The sequence below is a fragment of the Pseudoalteromonas sp. NZS37 genome, from assembly GCF_015864265.1.
GTDB lineage: Bacteria > Pseudomonadota > Gammaproteobacteria > Enterobacterales > Alteromonadaceae > Pseudoalteromonas > Pseudoalteromonas arctica.
Window position 1 is genome coordinate 383,261 of record NZ_JADYXL010000003.1, and the last position, 20,961, is coordinate 404,221.

General features: G+C 38.5%; 18 protein-coding genes and 2 pseudogenes. 13 read left to right on the plus strand and 7 right to left on the minus strand.

Annotated elements, in window-relative coordinates; all coding sequences use genetic code 11:
* Positions 1-29 precede the first annotated feature (29 nt).
* On the minus strand, positions 30-221 hold the full coding sequence (locus I6F47_RS07620) for a hypothetical protein (protein ID WP_197183635.1): 192 nt from the start codon (positions 219-221) through the stop codon (positions 30-32).
* 117 nt (positions 222-338) lie between these two features.
* Between I6F47_RS07620 and I6F47_RS07625 the strand changes: the two are divergent.
* The 7 genes and pseudogenes from I6F47_RS07625 (at position 339) to I6F47_RS07655 (ending at position 9,554) form a co-directional block, all read left to right on the plus strand.
* Positions 339-1,385: pseudogene (locus I6F47_RS07625) on the plus strand (transposase).
* Between the two features lie 251 nt (positions 1,386-1,636).
* A complete protein-coding gene (locus I6F47_RS07630) occupies positions 1,637-2,593 on the plus strand; it encodes a phosphotransferase (protein WP_197183636.1) in 957 nt (318 codons plus the stop codon).
* A 146-nt stretch (positions 2,594-2,739) separates the two neighbouring features.
* A complete protein-coding gene (gene upp / locus I6F47_RS07635) occupies positions 2,740-3,369 on the plus strand; it encodes a uracil phosphoribosyltransferase (RefSeq protein WP_024591723.1) in 630 nt (209 codons plus the stop codon).
* 9 nt (positions 3,370-3,378) lie between these two features.
* On the plus strand, positions 3,379-4,617 hold the full coding sequence (locus I6F47_RS07640) for a uracil-xanthine permease family protein (RefSeq protein ID WP_024607205.1): 1,239 nt from the start codon (positions 3,379-3,381) through the stop codon (positions 4,615-4,617).
* 144 nt (positions 4,618-4,761) lie between these two features.
* Positions 4,762-6,507, plus strand: coding sequence for an HAD-IIB family hydrolase (locus tag I6F47_RS07645; RefSeq protein ID WP_197100591.1), 1,746 nt, complete (start codon positions 4,762-4,764; stop codon positions 6,505-6,507).
* On the plus strand, positions 6,500-7,720 hold the full coding sequence (locus I6F47_RS07650) for a glycosyl transferase (RefSeq protein ID WP_002958673.1): 1,221 nt from the start codon (positions 6,500-6,502) through the stop codon (positions 7,718-7,720). Before I6F47_RS07645 ends, I6F47_RS07650 begins: the two co-directional genes overlap by 8 nt.
* A gap of 55 nt (positions 7,721-7,775) precedes the next feature.
* On the plus strand, positions 7,776-9,554 hold the full coding sequence (locus I6F47_RS07655; RefSeq protein WP_197183637.1) for a sugar phosphorylase: 1,779 nt from the start codon (positions 7,776-7,778) through the stop codon (positions 9,552-9,554).
* 79 nt (positions 9,555-9,633) lie between these two features.
* Here I6F47_RS07655 and I6F47_RS07660 read toward each other — a convergent pair whose 3' ends face one another.
* Positions 9,634-12,474 carry a TonB-dependent receptor domain-containing protein gene (locus I6F47_RS07660; protein WP_197183638.1) on the minus strand — a complete coding sequence of 947 codons (2,841 nt, stop codon included), beginning with the start codon at positions 12,472-12,474 and terminating at the stop codon, positions 9,634-9,636.
* A 614-nt stretch (positions 12,475-13,088) separates the two neighbouring features.
* Here I6F47_RS07660 and I6F47_RS07665 point away from each other — a divergent pair.
* Both I6F47_RS07665 and I6F47_RS07670 read left to right on the plus strand, forming a co-directional pair.
* Positions 13,089-13,478, plus strand: a complete 390-nt coding sequence (locus I6F47_RS07665) for a cytochrome b562 (RefSeq protein WP_165722725.1) — start codon at positions 13,089-13,091, stop codon at positions 13,476-13,478.
* Between the two features lie 83 nt (positions 13,479-13,561).
* On the plus strand, positions 13,562-13,948 hold the full coding sequence (locus I6F47_RS07670; RefSeq protein WP_024591728.1) for an OsmC family protein: 387 nt from the start codon (positions 13,562-13,564) through the stop codon (positions 13,946-13,948).
* 63 nt (positions 13,949-14,011) lie between these two features.
* Here I6F47_RS07670 and ykgO read toward each other — a convergent pair whose 3' ends face one another.
* On the minus strand, positions 14,012-14,146 hold the full coding sequence (gene ykgO / locus I6F47_RS07675; RefSeq protein ID WP_002958669.1) for a type B 50S ribosomal protein L36: 135 nt from the start codon (positions 14,144-14,146) through the stop codon (positions 14,012-14,014).
* Entirely contained in the window at positions 14,143-14,409 is a 267-nt protein-coding gene (locus I6F47_RS07680; protein WP_007580864.1) for a type B 50S ribosomal protein L31, read from the minus strand. Before I6F47_RS07680 ends, ykgO begins: the two co-directional genes overlap by 4 nt.
* A 241-nt stretch (positions 14,410-14,650) precedes the next feature.
* On the opposite strand from I6F47_RS07680, the gene I6F47_RS07685 reads away from it, so the two are divergent.
* Together I6F47_RS07685 and I6F47_RS07690 are read left to right on the plus strand one after the other, a co-directional pair.
* On the plus strand, positions 14,651-14,920 hold the full coding sequence (locus tag I6F47_RS07685) for a hypothetical protein (protein WP_007580861.1): 270 nt from the start codon (positions 14,651-14,653) through the stop codon (positions 14,918-14,920).
* Positions 14,921-15,248: 328 nt separating this feature from the next.
* Entirely contained in the window at positions 15,249-16,211 is a 963-nt protein-coding gene (locus I6F47_RS07690; protein WP_024593037.1) for a sensor domain-containing diguanylate cyclase, read from the plus strand.
* Positions 16,212-16,285: 74 nt separating this feature from the next.
* Here I6F47_RS07690 and I6F47_RS07695 read toward each other — a convergent pair whose 3' ends face one another.
* A complete protein-coding gene (locus tag I6F47_RS07695) occupies positions 16,286-17,326 on the minus strand; it encodes a metal-dependent hydrolase (RefSeq protein WP_197183639.1) in 1,041 nt (346 codons plus the stop codon).
* A gap of 264 nt (positions 17,327-17,590) precedes the next feature.
* Positions 17,591-17,838 (minus strand): annotated as a pseudogene (locus I6F47_RS20720) (LysR family transcriptional regulator); the annotation flags it as partial.
* Positions 17,839-18,007: 169 nt separating this feature from the next.
* Between I6F47_RS20720 and I6F47_RS07700 the strand changes: the two are divergent.
* Positions 18,008-18,487, plus strand: a complete 480-nt coding sequence (locus I6F47_RS07700) for a hypothetical protein (RefSeq protein WP_165722728.1) — start codon at positions 18,008-18,010, stop codon at positions 18,485-18,487.
* Between the two features lie 22 nt (positions 18,488-18,509).
* On the opposite strand, the gene I6F47_RS07705 is transcribed toward I6F47_RS07700, so the two are convergent.
* Positions 18,510-19,397, minus strand: coding sequence for a LysR family transcriptional regulator (locus tag I6F47_RS07705; RefSeq protein ID WP_197113101.1), 888 nt, complete (start codon positions 19,395-19,397; stop codon positions 18,510-18,512).
* Between the two features lie 115 nt (positions 19,398-19,512).
* On the opposite strand from I6F47_RS07705, the gene I6F47_RS07710 reads away from it, so the two are divergent.
* Complete coding sequence (locus I6F47_RS07710; protein WP_024593033.1) at positions 19,513-20,685, plus strand: MFS transporter; 1,173 nt, start codon at positions 19,513-19,515, stop codon at positions 20,683-20,685.
* The last annotated feature ends 276 nt before the right edge of the window (positions 20,686-20,961 follow it).

Consider the following 20,961-nt stretch of genomic DNA (forward strand, 5'->3'; position numbering starts at 1 on the left):
TAGGAGGGTAATTCAGTTTTGTATTATCTTTACTCAGTAATAGGTTTAATTACTTCTCGCAAGTGAGTTAATACAGCTTCCCAATTAGGATATTCTTGATGTCCAAAGTGAATGAGTTGCCCTTCAAAGAATTCTTGGCCTCGGCCACTGGCATGGTCGTCGATTAAAATGTCGCCTTTCAGTAAACCTTTGTGACTGCAAATAATTAGATTGTGGGTCATTTCGTAACCGAATTTATCTTCGACCCAAAAAATAAGCAAGACACCCATCTTAAATTTTGCACTTTTCGAAGTTAAAGGCTAGCCTTTATTTAGTGTGAAAAATAAGCAGGGTGTCTTATGGCAATCGCAAGAAAGCGTCAAGTAAGTTTGGTTGATACAAAATACTACCACTGTATTTCACGTTGCGTGCGTCGTGCTTTTTTGTGTGGTGAAGACCGTTTTACAGGCAAGTCTTACGAGCATCGACGAGGCTGGGTTGAAGATAGGTTGCTCGTATTAGCAAAAATATTTTGTATTGATGTATGTGCTTATGCCGTCATGAGTAATCATACCCATTTAGCACTGTATGTTGATGATAAAAAAGCGAATAGGCTAAATGATAAAGCGATTGTTATTCGCTGGCATAAACTCTGTAAAGGCACATTGCTAACGCAAAAATATGTACAAGGTGAAAAGCTAAGTAAAGTTGAACTCATCTTTTTCAATCAAACGGTTAAGCAATACCGAGAACGCCTATCAAGTATCAGTTGGTTTATGCGGCTATTAAATGAAGACATTGCTCGCAGAGCAAATAAAGAAGATAACTGCACTGGACGGTTTTATTCGCTGCCATCCATGGCGCTCACCCTTCGGGCCGCCTAAGGCGTTCAAAGTTGTTCCATACAACTTTGTGGGGAGGGTAGATTCAAATCGCAAGCATTACTAGATGAAGCAGCACTTGCAGCTTGTATGGCATATGTAGACTTAAACCCCATTAGAGCTAAAATAGCTAACACTCCAGAGGATTCAGGCCATACCAGCATCAAACAGCGACTAACATATGCAAAGGATGGTAAACAACCAAAACAACTCCTTCGCTTTGCAGGCATGTCACGTCAAATAATGCCAAAAGGGCTGCCGTTTGAGCTTAAATCGTACCTTGAACTTGTTGAATTAACAGGACGTTGTATACGAGAAGACAAGCGAGGGTATATTGAAAGTACACACTTGCCTTTACTAGAAAGGGTGAATATATCTCCAGAAAACTGGTTAAAGCTTACAACCCAATTTACGCGCGTATTTCATGGCGCAGTGGGCAGGCCAGCCTCACAAGAAGGTTATTGTGAAAACTTAAACCGAAAGCGCCGAGCGAATATCAGTAACTGCGAAAAGCTACTAGCATAAAACTTAAACTACTCAGTACGAAATTAAAACTGCAAATATGCAGCCATTTTCATGCGTGCAATTTAGATTTAATAGGCTAATGACTTATTTAATGGATGAAATGGAAATAACCTGGTGTACTGACATAGTGATTTTGGCCACTATTTACATACAAACTTGTATAAAACCAAGTGGAGCTTTTTTATGCCTTAGTTTTATTAAAAACGTCCACTAATGTTAAACTACAAAAAACTTAATTACTTAATATAGCTATGGCATTTTATATTCCTTTATTACAACCTCACTTTAAGCACATTGAAATTGGCGATACGCTTACATCACTTTGGAGTGGATGTGGCAGTATTGTGCAGTGCCAGCTTGATGATGAGCCATGTGTTATTAAAGCTATTAAAATACCCAGTTATATACACCATCCTAAAATTAAACAAAGCGAATTTGCGCTTAAAAGAAAGCAGCATTCCTATAGTGTTGAATACACATTTTATAAGCTTTATAGCCAGTATTTACCAGTACATGCGCAAAGTATTGAATGTATAGGTGCAATTAATAAAGATGATGAATATGCGCTGGTGTTTAAGGATTTCACCAAACATGGGTTTACTCAAGCAGGGCCACAACATGTTAAAGCTATATTAAGGTGGCTTGTACACTTTCATGCGTTTAACTTAAGTAAACCCGCTGAAGGGTTATGGCAGCAAGGCAACTACTGGCATTTAAGCACACGCCCAGATGAGTTTAATAAACTAAAAGATAACCTTGATAAAAAGTCCGATATTAAAAATGCTGCACATAAAATAGATGAGCAGCTACAAAGTTGTGCGTATAAAACGCTAATTCATGGCGATGCAAAACTTGCTAACTTTGCAGCAAATGAGCACGATAAAATACTCGGTTATGATTTTCAGTATATAGGTGCAGGCTCTGGGATAATTGATGTAATGTATTTTATGACCAGTTGCTTGAGTGATGTACAATTGCACGAGTGCGCTGATGAGTACCTTGCGTATTATTTTGATAATTTAAAGGCTGCTATTACAGCTTATCACCCTTGGGCACCAGCAAGTAAAATAGCTGACGATTGGCTCGCTTTATGGCCTGCTGCATGGGCTGACTTTTATCGATTTTTAGCTGGGTGGAGCCCCGAGCATCAAAAAATAAATAGTTATATGCAACAGCAAGTAAACAGCTGGTTAGCGAGTAACATTTAATAAACAGATTTTGCTAATCTCTTGCATAAATATCAAGCAAAACAATACATTTTGGCACGATGTATGAAAATCTCTTTAAAACTACAGGTCAAATGACCTTTTTTAATATAAAATACTGCAAATTCTTGTATCAGTAGGTTTATATCATGGCAATTCACGTTATTTCTCACCCTCTTGTTCAACATAAACTAGGCCTAATGCGAGCGCATGGTATTAGTACTAAAAGCTTTCGTGAATTATGTTCTGAAGTTGGAACTTTATTAACCTACGAAGCAACTAAAAACCTACAGTTAGAAGATAACGAAATTACAGGCTGGGATGGCAATAAATTAAAAGTAGAGCACATAAAAGGTAAAAAAATTACCGTAGTGCCTATTTTGCGTGCTGGTCTTGGCATGATGGACGGTGTTATGCAGTTATTACCAGCCGCTAAAGTAAGTGTTGTTGGTCTTGAACGTAACGAAGAAACACTAGAACCAGTACCATATTTTGAAAAGCTAGTAGGTAATATTGATGAACGCCTAAGCTTAGTTATTGACCCTATGCTTGCAACGGGTGGCTCAATGATTGCCACAATCGATATGCTTAAAAAAGCAGGCTGTAAAGAAATCAAAGTAATTGTACTTGTTGCAGCACCAGAAGGTGTTGAGAGAACACTTGCCGCTCATCCAGATGTAGAAATATTTACAGCCTCAGTAGATAGCCACTTAAACGAAAAGGGCTATATTATCCCTGGTTTAGGCGATGCAGGCGACAAAATATTCGGTACTGTTTAGGAGTCTTAAGTGCAAAATAATGACACCTTTTCAATAAAAACTATTTTAACGGGCGCGCAAATGCTGTTTGTAGCATTTGGTGCATTGGTATTAGTGCCGCTTTTAACGGGCTTGGATCCTAATGTTGCGCTTTTTACCGCAGGCCTTGGTACTTTGCTGTTTCAGGTAGTGACTAAAGGCCAGGTGCCTATATTTTTAGCTTCATCGTTTGCCTTTATTGCTCCTATTATTGCCGCTGTGCAAATGTGGGGCGTACCGGCCACTATGGGCGGCTTAATGGTTGCAGGTTTTGCTTATATGCTTTTAAGCTTATTAGTAAAATTTAAAGGCGTTGCAACGCTTCATAAAATTTTACCGCCTGTGGTTGTAGGCCCAGTAATTATGGTTATTGGCCTTGCGCTTGCACCTGTTGCCGTAAATATGGCGATGGGTAAAAGTGGCGATGGCAGTATTCAAATTATTGATTACACTAGCGCTATTTATATTTCGTTGTTCTCGTTAGTGGTAACGCTTATTTTTGCAGTATGGGGAAAAGGCGTATTTAAGCTTATACCAATATTAGCAGGGGTTGTAGCGGGTTATTGTTTATCGCTTGGTATGGGCGTTGTGCAATTTGACGCAGTGACTAACGCACAGTGGTTTGCTGTACCAAACTTCACTTGGCCTGAGTTTAAATGGCAGGCTATTTTGTTTATGGTACCTGTAGCAATAGCACCTGCAATTGAACATATTGGAGACATGATGGCTATTAGCCAAGTAACCAATAAAGACTTTTTGAAAAAGCCAGGGCTTCACCGCACTTTATTTGGTGATGGCCTTGCGACTTCTGCAGCATCGTTATTTGGTGGTCCGCCTAACACTACATACTCAGAAGTTACGGGCGCTGTCATGCTTACCAAAAACTTCAATCCTAAAGTAATGATGTGGACAGCCGTTATTGCCATTATTTTAGCGTTTGTAGCTAAAATGGGATCTGGTTTGCAAACTATTCCTGTGCCAGTAATGGGCGGCATTATGATTCTACTTTTTGGCTCTATTGCTGTAGTGGGTTTAAATACATTAGTTAAGTCGGGCGATGATTTAACTGCGCCGCGTAACTTAAGTATTGTTGCACTTATTTTGGTGTGCGGTATTGGTGGTATGCATATTGGTGGCAGCCAATTTAGTTTAGAGGGCGTAAGCCTCTGCGCTATTTTAGGAATAGTACTTAACTTAGTGTTACCAAAAGCAGAACCTGAAAAAGTTTAATTTTGTACATTAGGTAAATAGATTGCACCATAATAGCGCATTTTGAATGCGCTATTTTTTTAACCTATTAATAAATATATAAAAATAATAATGGTCTAGTACCTGCATTTAACTCCCAGACGCATTGTATGCAAAGGAGTAACTATGTCAGAGGCCAATATTGTGGATATAACCCCGTTTTTAGCAAAACACCAACTGCCTTTAAAGTATCAATATTTGAGTGAGCAATATTTTGTTCCACTCGCGCATGACATCCTCGAATCTAAAAAAACAAATACTCCTATTTTTGTTGCCATAAATGGATGCCAAGGCTCAGGAAAAACAACACTCGCTGATTTTTTAGTTACCTGGTTTTCTAAAAATACCCCGTTTAATAGTGTTGCATTGTCGATTGATGACTTTTATTTAGCAAAACAAGCACGTACTGAGCTTGCCAAAGATGTACATCCTCTTTTTACTACTCGCGGAGTACCAGGTACTCACGACGTAGCGTTAATGAATAGCACAATAACTAACTTACTTGCAGGTGAGGTAAACATACCGCTTCCGCGTTTTAATAAACATGAAGACGACTGCGTGCCAGCAAGTGATTGGCTAACAAACAAAAAGCCCGTTGATATTATTATTTTAGAAGGGTGGTGCGTAGGTAGTGAGCCACAACCGCTGTTTTCATTGAGTGAGCCGCTTAACGAGTTAGAGCAACAATTTGATAAAGAAGGTGTTTGGCGCCGCTGTATAAACAGCTGTTTAGCAAACGAATATAAAGCCGTTTTTAACCTAATTGATTATACCGTTATGCTAAAAGCACCGAGTTTTAGTGATGTTTTTACATGGCGACAAGAGCAAGAACAAAAGCTAATAGCCAAAAAAGGTGAAGGCTCAGGCACCATGACTAACGAGCAATTGGTGTATTTTATTTCTCATTTTGAGCGTATTACGCGTGAGAACTTAAACACACTGAGCGCTAAAGCAAACGCTTTAATTGAGCTTGATAGCAACCGCGATATTAGCGGTATGCATCTAACAAGTGATGACACCCTCCAGCCAATTATTTTTACAGATTTGGATGGCACATTACTCGATCACGCTGATTATAATACAAATAATATCAGTGAGTTATTACAGCAGCTGCAAAATGCGCATATTCCGGTGGTGTTTAATACCAGTAAAACTTTTTGCGAAGTCATTGAGCTTAAAAATGATTTAAATATTCAACAGCCTTTTATTGTAGAGAACGGCGCAGCAGTATTTATTCCAGAAGACTATTTTGAATTAAAGCCTATTGGTTGTAAAAAAGTAGGCGCTTACTGGTGTTATGCGATGGCAAAGCCATTATCGAGTTTATTACAGGATTTAAATACCTTAAATGCCGATTACAAAGCGCATTACAAATTGTTTAGCGACTTATCGAGTGAGCAAATATCAGAGCTTACCGGGCTAGACGATGCGCAAGCAAGACGTGCACAAACACGCGATTATTCAGACCCTCTTTATTGGTATGGCAACGACGAATTACTCACAGCCTTTGTAAACGATGTTGAAGCACTCGGCTACGATATAAAAATTGGTGGGCGCTTCATTCATATTGCCAAAAATACCGATAAAAGCGCTGCACAGCAGTGGTTAGTTAAACAGTTTACCCATCATTTCAGAAAGCCTCTCACGGTCATTGCACTTGGTGATAGCGATAACGATAAGCAAATGTTAGAGCATGCAAATATCGCCATTATTATCGCCAATCCGGCGAGTAAAAAGCCGGTTAAATTGTCGCACAATAAAGCACGATACTCTCAATCGCCAGCACCGCTGGGCTGGATTGAAGAAATAACATCGTTGCCGTGCATTAGCAGTATTTTAAGTATTTCTGAGGAGCAAACATCTCATGGCTGATTTTTATCAAAATGGCATTATTACAACATTACATAATATTGCCGACAGACCAATAGAAGATCTAGAAAAAGAGCTACTTACTTTTAGCAAGCAGCGCCCAATGGGATTAATACTTCCTTCGTTATTTAGTGAACTTGAAGGCCCTGCGCTGCAAAATATAGTTAGCGAGTTGCGTGAAGTACCGTATTTGTCACAAATTACTATAGGTTTAGATAGAGCCGACGAAGCACAGTACCGCCATGCACTTGGTTTTTTTAAAGAGCTAAACCAAAACCATAAAGTATTATGGAACGACGGCCCACGCTTACAAGCACTTGATAAAGAATTACAAGAGCTAGGCGTTGCACCGCGTGAGCTGGGTAAAGGCCGTAACGTGTGGTACTGCATGGGCTATAAATTAGCAACAGCGGAAGTGGAATCTATCGCGCTGCATGATTGCGATATTTTAACCTACGACAGAAGCTTACTTGCTCGCTTAATTTACCCCGTTGCGCATCCGCGTTTTAACTATGAATTTTGTAAAGGATTTTACCCGCGTACTGCGAATGGCAAAATTAATGGCCGTGTATCGCGCTTATTAGTAACGCCACTGCTTCGCTCGTTTAAAACAATTTTAGGCAATACCGACTACCTTGAATATATGGACTCATTTAGATACCCACTTGCAGGTGAGTTTTCGTTTAGACGCGATGTTTTAAACGATATTCGCATACCAAGTGACTGGGGCCTTGAAATTGGCGTGCTGAGCGAAATGTATCGTAACTATTCACATAACCGTTTGTGCCAAGTAGATATTGCCGATAATTACGATCATAAGCACCAAGAACTTTCACTTGATGACCAAAGCGCAGGTTTGTCTAAAATGTCGATTGATATTACTAAGGCATTGTTTAGAAAGCTGGCAACACAAGGTGTTACTTTTACCAGCGAAACAATTCGTTCATTAAAAGCGACTTACTACCGTATCGGGCTAGATTTTATTGAAACCTATCACAACGATGCGCTTATGAACGGGTTAACACTTGATGTACACCAAGAAGAAAAAGCAGTAGAAATGTTTGCACAAAATATTATGGAAGCAGGGCAGCACTTTTTAGAAAACCCAATGGAAGCGCCATTTGTGCCAAGTTGGAACCGTGTTGTATCAGCAATGCCAGATGTACTTGAGCGCTTAAAAGAAGCCGTAGAGCTAGATAACGAAGAATATAGTTAACCTGCGCGCAGGTTAACTAGCCTATAAGTCTAAACAATAAATATTAGGGGCGCATGTGAGCACAGTTAGCGAATTATTTTTACAACGAGTAGAGCAACATCTTCATATTATTTATGAGGGGGTTGAGCTGCCTTTATCGGTTACTGAGCTTGCTCAGCAACTCATTAAAATTATATTAGGTAGCAATGCACTGCGCGACCCGACACCCCATACAAACCGATGGGATGAACAAGATATAGTATTGATTGCTTATGGCGATTCTATTATTAAACACGATGATAGTGAATTTGCCGTATCGAGCCCAATGGAGGCACCGCTTAAAACACTACACCGGTTTATAAAAGAGCAATGTGATATGCAGCTAAATGCGCTGCACATATTGCCATTTTACCCGTACAGCTCAGATGAAGGCTTTGCCGTAATGAACTACGTGCAAGTGAATGAGTCGTTAGGTGATTGGGGAGATATTCAAAACATCGCTAAAGACGTAAAGTTAATGGCAGATTTAGTTATTAACCATTGCTCAAGCAGAAGCGTATGGTTTGAGAACTTTTTAAACGATTTACACCCTGGTAAAGACTACTTTAAAACGGCCAGCTTAACGGATGATTTAAGCCAAGTTGTACGCCCGCGAACCTCATCGTTATTAAATACTGTAACAACGCCAAGCGGCGAAAAGCACGTGTGGTGTACGTTTAGTCACGATCAGGTTGATTTTGACTTTGGCAATCCTGATGTACTTAAAGAGTTTGTGGGAATAATTAGGCATTATTTAGACAATGGCGTACGTTTATTTAGACTCGATGCGGTTGCATTTTTGTGGAAACAGCTTAATACAAGTTGTATTAACTTGCCGCAAACACATGAAGCCGTAAGGCTAATGCGAACACTTATTGAGCACGCAGAGCCCAGCGTAGTTATAATTACCGAAACCAATATTCCAAACCAAGAAAACCTGTCTTATTTTGGTAATGCCAACGAAGCGCACAGTATTTATAACTTTGCCTTACCGCCATTGTTGCTACACACATTACTTAGCGGAGATAGTACAGCAATTAAACATTGGATGATGAGTATGCCGCCTGCGCAAAATGGTACGGCATACTTTAACTTTATAGCCTCGCACGATGGAGTAGGGCTCAGACCAATTGAAGGTTTACTACAACCTAGCGAAGTGGCGTCACTAGTAAGTACAACCATGCAGTTTGGTGGTCGTGTATCTATGCGTACAAGTAACGATGGCACACATACACCGTACGAGCTAAATATTGCTTTATTTGATGCACTTCAAGGGACGCACAATGGCCCCGATAAGTTTGGCCTTGAGCGATTTATGTGTGCTCACGCAATTATGTTTGCGCTTGAAGGTATCCCAGGGCTTTATATTCATAGTTTGTTGGGTACAACTAACGATTACGACCGATTTGAAAATTCACAGCATAACCGCGCTATAAATCGTCATCGTTGGCAAGAGTCAAAGCTACTGGCTGCAATTGGTGAAAAGTATAGTCATCATCATAAAGTGTTTAACGGCATAAAAAGTTTATTGGCAGTACGCAAAAAGCAGAGTGCCTTTCACCCCAATGCTACACAGTTTACGCTGCATTTAGCAGGTGGGTTGTTTGGTTTTTGGAGACAAAGCATTGACAGGCGCCAAAGTATATTTTGTGTTTATAACATTAGCGATAAACCACAAACACTCACATTGGCCGACTTAAACTTAATTAACACCCAAAAGTGGTTTGATTTGGTGGCAAATAAAACGATTGAAGAAAGCCAATTAACGATAGAGCTAGAACCATACCAAAGCGTGTGGCTGAGTAATATTAAATAAAGTGTATAAAAAAGGCTCGCACTGCGAGCCTTTGTTTTAACTAATAAGTTATTTTATTAATTATAAGTTATTTTATTAATTATAAGCTGTAGCTTAAGTTAATGTAGCCAAAGCGGCCAATGTTATCGTAACTTGCGCTACCCGCGCTTGTACCACGTGAACCGTACGGAAGTTTACGGTTAAATACGTTATCAACACCTACTTTAACGCCTAAACCGCTATCGAAGTTATAACCAACAGTCATATCGGTAATAAAGTATTTACCGTAAGACATTTGATTACTTGGATTTGGGTTGTTTTCAAGTTCAACATTTGTGTATAAATCGACTTCACTTAAAAAGCGTGTTTCAACTGTTGAGAAAAAGTTGTCCATAACATAACTTACAGATAAGTTAGTTTGCCACTTAGCTTCACCTGTAGTACCTGCGTATTCAATGTAGTTACTAGGGTCGTCTTGGAACGGGTAATCTTTACGTTCAATTAAGTAAGTACCAATTAAGCGTGTTTTAAAGCTACCTTCAAACGCGTCAAAATCGTAACCTAGTTCAAAATCTATCCCTGATGCTTTTTGGCCAGCAACATTTAATACAGAGTTTTGAATTAAAGTAATTTCACCATTAGCATTACGTGTAATTAAGTCACAGTACTGATTGTTTATACCTGTTGCGCTATCTACACAGCGATCAAGAATGTCTTGAGCGTTAATTGTGTCAATTGCATCTTCAAGTTCAATTTCCCAGTAATCAATAGTAAGTAGCGCGTTTTCTAAAAACTCTGGTTGGTAAACAATGCCTACAGTTGTACTTGTTGACTCTTCGCCTTTTACATCGCGGTTACCACTGCTTAAACCATCTAATGACGCTGAATCGTAATCTGAGTTAAAGTCACTCGCTACGCCTAATGCGGCACAGTTTGCAGTACGTGTTGCACCGTTTGATAAGTCACCTAAGTTTTCAGCGCGACACGGGTCGTCTACATTGTAGAAAGTTTGGCTTGCTGCACCAAATACTTCACTAATGTTTGGGGCACGAAGTGCTGCAGATTGAGTTACACGTACACGTAGCTCATCATTTACAGTCCAATCAAGGCCAAGTTTCCAGCTAGTTGCTTCGCCAATCGTACTGTAGTCAGCATGACGTACTGCAGTATCAAACACTAAGTCTTGAATAAGCGGTAAGTCAGTTAAAATTGGCATCGTCGCTTCAAAGAATACTTCGCGAACATTAAACGAACCTTTATCTTCGCCCAGTGCGTTAAAGAAAGTACCTTCAGCGTTATCTGGCTCTTTTGTTTCGCTTTCTTCTTTACGGTACTCAGCACCAAATGCAACACCTACATAGCCCGCTGGTAATTCAAAAATAGCGCCATTAGCAAGTGAGCCAGAAATAACTGTTTGCTTAATAGTTGATGTGCCAACAGATACCGTATTAATGTAATCAATGGCTTGTTGAGATGGCGAACCAAACCCCATAATATTTACAGGAACACAGCCATCAGCTTGGGCTGCAGCACTACGACATACTACGTTACCATTTGTATCTTCAACTGCATCAAGTGCATTAAAGTAGTTGGCTACAATCATGTTAGCGCCGTTTTCACGCTCTAGATCAGTTTGGCCATAAACAACTGATGTATCTAATTCCCAATCTTCAAATACAGTACCTTTTAAGCCGGTAACAAAGCGCGTTGTTTCACGCGTATTGTTTTCAATGCGGCGGCCTAGGTCGGTCATCATGCGGTTAACCATGATCGAATCAACACCTTGTTCTTCCATACGCGCTTTGATGGCTGGGTCTAGGTAAGGGTTGTCGATTTTGATGCTGTTTTCATCGTCAAAGAAGAAAAACGCAGGTTGACCTATGCTTTCACCTTGGCTGTTTACGTATTTTGCATCAAAGTAAATGTTTAAGTCGTCGGTAACATCGTAGTTAACTTTAAAGTTTACGTTGTAGCGCTCAAACTCAGGTTGAATCTCTTCAAATTGACCAAGATTAAACGAATCACAGTTTGCACACGACAAGCCATCTACATTATCACCTATGTATAAGTCGCGAGCGCTGCTGTCGGCGTTAAAGCTATTAGTATATCCATCTTCAAGTGCATAAACACCGGCGTTATTAATAGCGTAATAACCAGCATTAGGTGTTAAGATTTTATCAGGGAAAGCTGCGCTATCTTTGTTTGCATCTGTTTGGGCTTGATTACGTAAACTACTAAACGAAGTGCTAGTCCAAGGGTGATCAAGCGCGTTTAATGAATCCTGGCCTGAGTACTCAATAGCAAAAGCTGCATTACCACGATCGTTATCAAAGTTAGAGCCGTATGAGAACGTCGCTTTTTCGTTGTTGTAGCTGCTTAAATCGGCAAAACCACGTGTAACGCTAAAGTCCATGCCTTCAATGTTGTCTTTTAATATAAAGTTAACAACACCTGTTACCGCATCAGCACCGTATACAGCAGATGCACCACCAGTAATTATCTCTACACGTTCAACCCATACACTTGGAATAGTGTTGGTATCTACAGATTGAGAACCTGCAGAGCTTGATACATGACGCTTGCCATTTACAAGTACCAAAGTACGATCTGTACCCATGTTACGTAAATCAAGAATATTTAAACCCGCAGTACCAATAAAACGGCCTGAGTTAGCCATAGAATATGTATTGCCAAGTGCAGGTAAGTTATTTAGCGCTTCACCAATGTTTACTGCGCCAGTGTTCATTAGCTGCTCGCCACTGATAACTGTAACCGGTGCAGGCGCAATCGCACCTTCACGTAAAATACGTGAACCCGTTACTTCAACACGTTCAATTTTTGTTGCTTGCTCATCTTGTGCAAGCACAGAATTACTTGCTGTTGCAGCAGCAGTAATTAATGCACATTTAATGCTAGTAGAAAGTAAATTATGACGTTTCATTTGATTCCCAGAGAACATTTTATAGTAATTAAATACAATGTAGTTTTATCCAAATACAGTTTGTATTTGGATAAAGCCCTATAACTTTTTTTATGAGGGCGGCGATTATTGCATGCTGATTATTTTATTAAAAGCAGCTAACTCACTGTAAAATAAGCAACTTGAAATAACCTGAAGAACTTTTATTGTGTTTTTTGGTATTAATTACAAAGGCCCTTTAAATGATTTACTGAGGTGTTTTTACATTTAGTTTTTCTTATATATTTTAGTTATTAACATTGGTTTTTATTTGTTAAATTTTCAGTTGTTTTTTAAGTCAATTTTTTGCGGTTTATAATTATTCACATATAAATTTTTATTTATATGAAGTTGTCAGCGAGTGTTATATGTACTTATTTGTAAAGGTTATGTGTGTTATTACTCTTTTAAAGTGATTTTTATTAGGTGTTTTTTATTCAAAAAAATCGTTATTTGAATATTTTTCACTATTGCGGCTTTAAAATGATTAATTTGTAAACCCCCTTTACAGCTCAAAGTGCTCATAACAGCTCGTAAAGTTACTTTGCTACGTAAACTTGATACAATTTAGGTGTTTTTAATTAATAGGTTTGACCATGAAGTATTTAGTTATTATTTTTACCTTTGCGTTTAGTTCAATGTCTTTTGCGCAGCAAGAAGTCGATCTTGAAGTAAATATGAAAAACACGGGCCTTGCATATAAACAAGCGGTGCAGGCAACTCAACTTAGTGAATTTAATACTGCGATTGATGAATTTATAAAGCTGGTTAAAGTGAGTAAAACAGGTAAGTTTTACAAAAAACCTGAGCAGTCATTGCAGGGCCTTGATAAAGTGATTGCGCAAGCTGAACTTGCAAAAAAAGCAGCAAACGAGCAGGGGCTAAGTGCGGCAAAAGAACCACTGAAAAATATAGATGATTTACGTAAAAAATATCATGAGTTACACGAGCCTCCAGGGTTCTTTGAATTACTGTTCGGTTCATAAACCTAGACTATATGTATCTTTAGTAGCTACTTTTAAGCTAATTGCGTTAAAGATATCTGCAGCAATAAATATAAGGAAACACAATGGAAATTTCAGTTTCAATGTTAGAAGGCCAAAAGCAAAGCGCTAAATTTGGCGACCTAGAAGTAATAAGCGATCAAAGCGTAAACGCTGGTGGCAATGCAGAGTATCCAGAACCGTTTGATTATTTTTTAGTAAGTATGGTTTTATGTGCAGGTTTTTATGCGCGTAAGTTTTGCGAGCAGCGTGATATTTCAACGCAAGGTATGACGCTTACTCAAAATAACGAAAATGTAGATGACAACGGTAAAAAGCTATTTTCAATTGAGATTAACTTACCAGAAGGCTTCCCTGATAAATATAAAAAGGCGCTTATTGCAGCCGTTAATACCTGTACGGTAAAAAAAGTAATTCAGGCAGTGCCAGAGTTTTCAGTAGTGGTAAAATAGTCCCCCCTAAATTAGGTAGCTTAAGCAAGCTACCTAATTATATGTTGAGCATCCCCGTTTAACTTATTTCTTTTTCATTCCTTGTACTGCTTTAAAGCGTGGGTTGTTTTTACAAATTACAAATACGCGGCCTTTGCGTTTTACAATTTGACACCCCGGACGTTGCTTGGCACTTTTTAGAGAGCTTAATACTTTCATACCTTTTCCTTTTTAACAGTCGATAAACTTTTAAAACGACGATTAAACTGCGCAACGCGGCCATCTGTAGCGGTTGTTTTTTGCTTGCCTGTATAAAATGGGTGCGAGTCACTTGATACATCAATAGGTACGTATGGATATGTATTACCGTCTATTTCTACTGTGCGGCTCGTTTTTATGGTTGAGCCAATAATAAAGTAAGAATCGGCAGCGGTATCGTGAAAAGCAACCACGTGGTAATCAGGATGAATATTTGGTTTCATAATACGCCTCAATAAATGATATGTGATAGTATATCATTTTAATTTAACGTATTTATTCTCCCATTGCAAATTATTTAAATGTTCCTCAAAAAGGCCGTAATTGCTGGCTATTTGCGCAAACAAATCAAAAAATAAGCACTTGAATCAAAAATGCTGGCTATTGGCGTTTAGGCTGTTATAACTATATTTAAGAGTTAAAACGTTAACAAATACGGTTATAAAGTTATTACAGAGGTTATGTATGAGTGACGCAACACAACAACAAGAACAAATTGATCAAGGGGTGATGGAAACCCTAAGAGAGCGCGACCACAGTACCTTGGCGCAACAAGTAAATCCTTTAACCTGCAACCACAATGATATTGTAGAATTACTAGCAAGATATATGGCACTAAGCGAGCAAGAAGATGATGAGCTGTTTGATGATTGGTTTGATAACCTAACTAAAGAGCAACATACTGTTTTAAAAGTATTTGAAGTTTACCGTGGACAATATGAGCACCAAAATTAAAGTGTTTATTTTTGTAAGTATGCCAAATCCAGTGGTTATTTAAATAAAACTAAATAGCCACTACTACTTTTTCATTAAAGAGTAGCTATGTTGTATCAACCACTACTCCCACCTGTTTAAATCATAATTTTTTGCGGATTGAATCTTATCTTTATTTAGGAACGACTTACTGATATTTATAAATATTTATTTATTGCTATTTTTAGGTAATGTTCTAGTTTGAATAGGCAGACTGTTTATAGTTTAAATAAGTTTATCGGATTATATACTCGAAAATATTCGCTCCAGTTTCGTAATTTATAAAACATTTAAAATTAATAGAGCTTTAATGATTAAACCTGAGATTCCAAATAACGAAGCTGAGCGATTACACGCGCTTAGAGCATTAAAAATTCTAGATACGTCTCATGAAGAGCGCTTTGATCGTGTTACTCGTATTGCCAAGCGTATGTTTAATGTTTCTATTTCATTGGTTACTTTGATTGACGAAGACCGCCAGTGGTTTAAATCAAGGCAGGGGCTTGATGCGCCTGAGCTTCCTCGCGAAACCTCATTTTGTGGCCACACCATAAATCAAGACGAGTTATTAATAATCCCAGATACAGCTCAAGACGAAAGGTTTTTTGATAACCCCTTTGTTACAGGCGATCCTAAGGTACGCTTTTATGCAGGCTTTCCTTTAAAATTAAGGGAGGGAGTCATTATAGGCACTTTGTGCCTTGCCGATAATAAACCTAGACAACTCAATGATGAAGAAAAACAATTACTAAGAGATTTAGGCACGTTAGTCGAGCGAGAAATTCAATCAATTCAACTAGCCACAATTGATGAGTTAACAAGAATCTCTAATCGACGTGGCTTTTTAAACCTTGCCGAACATACGCTAAATGTATGTAGGCGAAATAAAGTATCAATGTCGTTTATATTGTTTGATCTCAATAAGTTTAAACAAATTAATGATATTTATGGACACCACGAAGGCGATTTTGTATTAAATAAATTTGCACAAATTATGCTTAGTTCATTTCGTGATTGTGAAGTCATAGGTCGACTTGGCGGAGATGAATTTGTTGCGATGTTAAGCGACTCAGACGAGACAAAAGCAGAGTTTGTTTTACAAAGGTTTGCGGATGCAATAGCGCATGCTAATAATACCTTAAATAAGCCATACAAAATTGACTACAGTGTAGGAGTAACACACTTTAAACACGATACAGGTAAATCAGTTGAGGATATGATTCAAGATGCTGATGTTGCAATGTATCAGCAAAAAAAGCAGCAATCACTTTAGTGAACTATTTAGTTTAATTGCTGCTTGAACTTCACTTAACTTCCTCATGCTAGTACGAATCTTATAATATGCCGTTATTCGCTATTGCAGTCATTTTTTGCCGCGGGTGATGCTAAAGACACATTTGGTTGCCAAACCCTGTTCCATATTTTATGAAGATTGTTTAAGTTTGGTCTTTGACTTATTTTTTCAAAGTTACCAATGCTCACTTCTGAATCATTTTTTTGACCCACTACAAAATTAAACACATAGTTGCACTCCATGCCCATACGTAAATCAGAAAGTACAATATTGCTTTGCTGTTGGCGCACCGAATAAAACCCTTTAGTAAACCACTGCAAGCGTTTTATAGCCCATTCATCGCTAATATTATTTAACAGTGAAGGCGTTGTTTGATAAGCCGTTAATGTAACATCGCTGGGTGCGTCAAATACTGATGCATAACCTTCGTAGTATTGTCCGTCAGACATCACAACAATACGCCACAGCAAAGTGGTTAGCGGAGCAGGCGTACTAACATACGCATTTACTGGTATTTGTCTGTTGTTGAGAGCCGTTTTTACTTTGTCATCAATATTTACTTTTAAAATTAAAACGCAAAATAAATATAGACTACTTAAAACTAAAGCCGCTGCATTTATACGATAAGCCGTTGCTGCTTTTATTTTGGGTATTAGCGTACATATTACGCCAATTAATAAAGGAAGCGTGTAAGCGGGGTCAATAATAAACACACTAGAAACCGCAAAGGGGTACTCAGTAAAAGGCCAGAGTAGTTGTGTACCGTATACCGTTAGGCTGTCTAATAGGGCATGTGTAGATAAACTTAAAAATACTAGCCAAAACCAGCGCACTTTATAAATTTGCATTCCCGCGTGTACTTTTAATATTAGCCATACAATGAGCGGGCTAATTAATAAATGTATTAATAACGAATGGCTAAAGCCACGGTGATAAGTAAATGCTTCTACAGATCCGCCATATGGCAAAAATACATCTAAATCAGGGAGCGTGCCTAAAATTGCTCCCCATAAAACGGCTTTTCGACCTATTTTATTGCCTAATACTGCATAACCTACAGCACTACCTAATGCTACCTGCGTTAAAGAATCCATTTTAATTAATACCTTTAATTACTACTTTTATTATTTATACTTTTTGATTATTAAAAAGCGTCAAAAAATCGGTTAAACCATTTAATAAGCATATCAATATTAATACGCAGAACTTATAAACTAAGCCTAAGCTTTATGAAATCTAAAAAAGCCACAATTCGCGATGATACCGCACTGTTTCGCCGCTGCTTGCGCTAAGCGAAAACGTAAATAAAATGAGTTTTACTAACGGCCAAGTTTACGAGCATGTAAGTTCGAATCTTATAAATCACCAATACGTATGGCTAAGTCTGTTTTATGCTCGAGTAAATTAATAGTACTGCCGTGTGAGGTTATATCAAGCGTTATGTGAGGGTATTACTTAGCGAATTCACCAATTAAAGGCGTAAGTTGATGCAATACAAAAGGGTTTGCCGAATCTATTAGCTGCTTGCCATTTGGCGCTTGTTTTAAAGCTTTATGGCGTTTTCATCTGTGCATAAAATATTTAGCCTTTCGCAGGCGTATTTTAAAAGTATAGCTTTCCTCGCATTTTAAATTAAGAAAAATAATACCCCGTGGCGACTTATAAGTCCTGTTCCCGTTTAAAATACGGATGGTCAATTTGTTACCATATTTGGAATGATAATTGCTTCTAATTATAAAAATAAAGTCGTCAATTTTTAGACACATGAGGCAAAAATGAATTTTGGAACTCTTTCTTCGCAGTTATACAATGACAATGGCTATTCAAGCCTAAGTAATTTAAATAAAAACACTGTAAAAACGGATGATCCTAGTAAAAGTCCAGAGGCTAAAGCAGACTCTTCTCTAAATAAAGACGCCGAAAAAACTACGAGCTCTACTGCAGCTACTGAAGACGCAAAGTCTATTATTAGCAGCGAAACAGAAGATTCGAGTGACAATTCAGCAGTTCAAATGAATAAAGCGATCGAGTCAATTAAAGATTTACAGAGTAAAATAAGAGAAATGACCAATAGTTCTGATACGCCCACAGGGGGAGCGATAGAAGAGCTAAGCGAACTTAAAAAGCAACTCGATAGTGAGCTATCGTCGATACAATTAACAGTGCGAAAAAATGTATCTACTTTAATGGATTCAATGTTTTCATCATCTTCAGATAATAAAAATTCAGGTTTGCTTTTTAATAACCAAGCATAATTTAACTTGCTTTTTAATATAGTTATAAGCTTAGTCGTGGCTTTATAAAATCTAAAAAAGCCACAATTCGAGACGATACCGCACTGTTTTTATAATACACGGCTTGTACAACCTCTCGGTTATTAGGAGAGCTAACTGCACTGGGTAACACTTCAACTAATTTACCTGTTTTTAGGTCATTGCCAATCATAAAGTGAGAAAGTAGCGCAACGCCTTGGTTTGCAATACATAGTTGGCGCACTGTTTCGCCGCTGCTTGCGCTAAGCGAAAACGTAAATAAAGCGGGCTTTACTAACGGCCAAGTGTTTAATTTTGGGGAGTCACTAAAACCAATTAACTTATGATTTTGTAAGTCATCTATTTGTATAATTGCTGCGTTGTTTTTTATATATTCTGGGCTGGCTACAATACGTAACTGACTACTGCCGAGTTTACGAGCATGTAAGTTTGAGTCTTTTAAATCACCAATGCGTATGGCTAAATCGGTTTTATGTTCAAGTAAATCAATAATGCTGTCGTGTGAGGTTATATCAAGCGTTATGTGGGGGTAATGCTTGGCAAATTCGTCAATTAAAGGCGTAAGTTGGTGCAATACAAAAGGGCTTGCCGCATCTATTCGCAGCTTGCCACTTGGCGCTTGTTTTAAAAGCTTTATGGCTTCTTCACCGGTATAAAGCGTATTTAATCCTTCGCGCGCATATTTTATAAAAGTATGGCCCTCTTCGGTAAGTTCTAATCGGCGTGTTGTTCTGTTTAGTAAAGTGCATTGCAGTGTATTTTCAAGGCGTGATACAGCTCGCGACACTTTAGCCACTTGTTGATCGAGCAAATTAGCTGCCCCCGAAAAGCTTCCGCAATCTACTACCGTTATAAACGTTTCTAAATCTTCAGTTTTTGAATGAACCGCCATAATATACCAACACCATCTTTGCATTATTAACAAAAGTATTTTGTCACTAATGCTATTTTTTGCAAACGATATTTTAGCCAAACTACATTCTTCAAATATTAATGAGGATATAACTATGCCATTGGCTTTGTGGGCGCTTACCTTAAGCGCATTTGCAATAGGAACAACTGAGTTTGTAATAGTGGGATTAGTACCCACCATTGCAAACGACTTAGGCGTAAGCCTACCTTCAGCGGGTTTGCTTGTAAGTTTATATGCGGTTGGCGTTGCTATTGGTGCACCGGTGCTAACAGCTTTAACGGGTCGTTGGAATCGTAAAGTGGTCTTAATAAGCTTAATGGGCTTGTTTGTATTGGGTAACTTACTCGCTTGGCAAGCGCCAAGTTACGAAACATTAATACTTGCGCGCATTTTAACGGGGCTTGCCCATGGTGTGTTTTTTTCAATCGGATCGATGATTGCCACAAGTCTAGTAAGCAAAGACAAAGAAGCCAGTGCAATTGCAATTATGTTTACCGGGCTTACTGTAGCACTAGTAACTGGTGTGCCACTAGGTACATGGATTGGACAACACTTTGGTTGGCGTGCAACGTTTTTAGTTGTGTCGGTATTAGGTTTAATTGCATTAATCGGCAGCTCTATTTTAGTGCCAAAAAACTTAAAACAATCAATACCAGCCACGTTTAAAGAACAACTACAAGTAATTGTAAAACCGCGTTTATTACTCGTGTATTTAATGACGATATTGGGATACGGCGGCACGTTTACAGCGTTTACTTATTTAGCACCTATTTTAGAGCAACAAACAGGTTTTGCGCCTTCGGCTATTGCTTTAATAATGCTTGTTTACGGTGTATCGGTAGCGATAGGTAATATTTGGGGTGGAAAGTTGGCCGACAAACGCGGCCCAATTAGCGCACTGAGCATTATATTCAGCGCTTTGAGTATTATTTTACTGATATTTACTTTTACGATGGAATCAAAAATTGCTGCTGTACTTACTATTTTAGTCTGGGGCGCATTTGCTTTTGGTAATGTGCCAGGCTTGCAACTTTATGTAGTAAAGCAAGCACAAAAGCACACGCCAAATGCGGTAGATGTTGCATCAGGTTTAAACATAGCCGCATTTAATATTGGTATTGCACTTGGCTCAATTATTGGTGGTAGCGTAGTAGAGAACATGACCCTGCAAGATACAGCATGGATAGGCGCCGTTATCTCTGTTTTAGCACTTGGTGTTACACGCTACAGCGGTATGCTTGATAAACGTGAAATTCAGCAAGCATAAAGCCTTAGCAGGGTCTGTTGACCTTTTAGGATTAAATTTGTTCAATCTAGGGAGGATTTAATCACGGAGCGAGGTTTGTAACCTAGTGGGCTAAGTAAAAATCGAGGGACAAAGAGTAAATCCACCCTAGGAAGAACCTACAGGCAGCGCGTATTTGGCATTTATGCTGCGTTATCGCCTATTAATGTGGAACAACCACACTGCATAGGCTCTGCCTTGCCTAAATACCAAATACACTGCTGCAAATGTAATCTCTAAAGATTAACAGACCCTAAC

What these genes read in the sequence shown, in the direction of transcription:
- I6F47_RS07620 (WP_197183635.1), bottom strand. Translation starts at nt 221, where the DNA reads ATGACCCACAATCTAATTATTTGCAGTCACAAAGGTTTACTGAAAGGC.
- I6F47_RS07650 (WP_002958673.1), top strand. Translation starts at nt 6,500, where the DNA reads ATGGCTGATTTTTATCAAAATGGCATTATTACAACATTACATAATATT.
- I6F47_RS07645 (WP_197100591.1), top strand. Translation starts at nt 4,762, where the DNA reads ATGTCAGAGGCCAATATTGTGGATATAACCCCGTTTTTAGCAAAACAC.
- I6F47_RS07700 (WP_165722728.1), top strand. Translation starts at nt 18,008, where the DNA reads ATGAATTTTGGAACTCTTTCTTCGCAGTTATACAATGACAATGGCTAT.
- I6F47_RS07710 (WP_024593033.1), top strand. Translation starts at nt 19,513, where the DNA reads ATGCCATTGGCTTTGTGGGCGCTTACCTTAAGCGCATTTGCAATAGGA.
- I6F47_RS07660 (WP_197183638.1), bottom strand. Translation starts at nt 12,474, where the DNA reads ATGAAACGTCATAATTTACTTTCTACTAGCATTAAATGTGCATTAATT.
- I6F47_RS07685 (WP_007580861.1), top strand. Translation starts at nt 14,651, where the DNA reads ATGAGTGACGCAACACAACAACAAGAACAAATTGATCAAGGGGTGATG.
- I6F47_RS07665 (WP_165722725.1), top strand. Translation starts at nt 13,089, where the DNA reads ATGAAGTATTTAGTTATTATTTTTACCTTTGCGTTTAGTTCAATGTCT.
- I6F47_RS07670 (WP_024591728.1), top strand. Translation starts at nt 13,562, where the DNA reads ATGGAAATTTCAGTTTCAATGTTAGAAGGCCAAAAGCAAAGCGCTAAA.
- I6F47_RS07695 (WP_197183639.1), bottom strand. Translation starts at nt 17,326, where the DNA reads ATGGATTCTTTAACGCAGGTAGCATTAGGTAGTGCTGTAGGTTATGCA.
- I6F47_RS07680 (WP_007580864.1), bottom strand. Translation starts at nt 14,409, where the DNA reads ATGAAACCAAATATTCATCCTGATTACCACGTGGTTGCTTTTCACGAT.
- I6F47_RS07630 (WP_197183636.1), top strand. Translation starts at nt 1,637, where the DNA reads ATGGCATTTTATATTCCTTTATTACAACCTCACTTTAAGCACATTGAA.
- upp (WP_024591723.1), top strand. Translation starts at nt 2,740, where the DNA reads ATGGCAATTCACGTTATTTCTCACCCTCTTGTTCAACATAAACTAGGC.
- ykgO (WP_002958669.1), bottom strand. Translation starts at nt 14,146, where the DNA reads ATGAAAGTATTAAGCTCTCTAAAAAGTGCCAAGCAACGTCCGGGGTGT.
- I6F47_RS07690 (WP_024593037.1), top strand. Translation starts at nt 15,249, where the DNA reads ATGATTAAACCTGAGATTCCAAATAACGAAGCTGAGCGATTACACGCG.
- I6F47_RS07705 (WP_197113101.1), bottom strand. Translation starts at nt 19,397, where the DNA reads ATGGCGGTTCATTCAAAAACTGAAGATTTAGAAACGTTTATAACGGTA.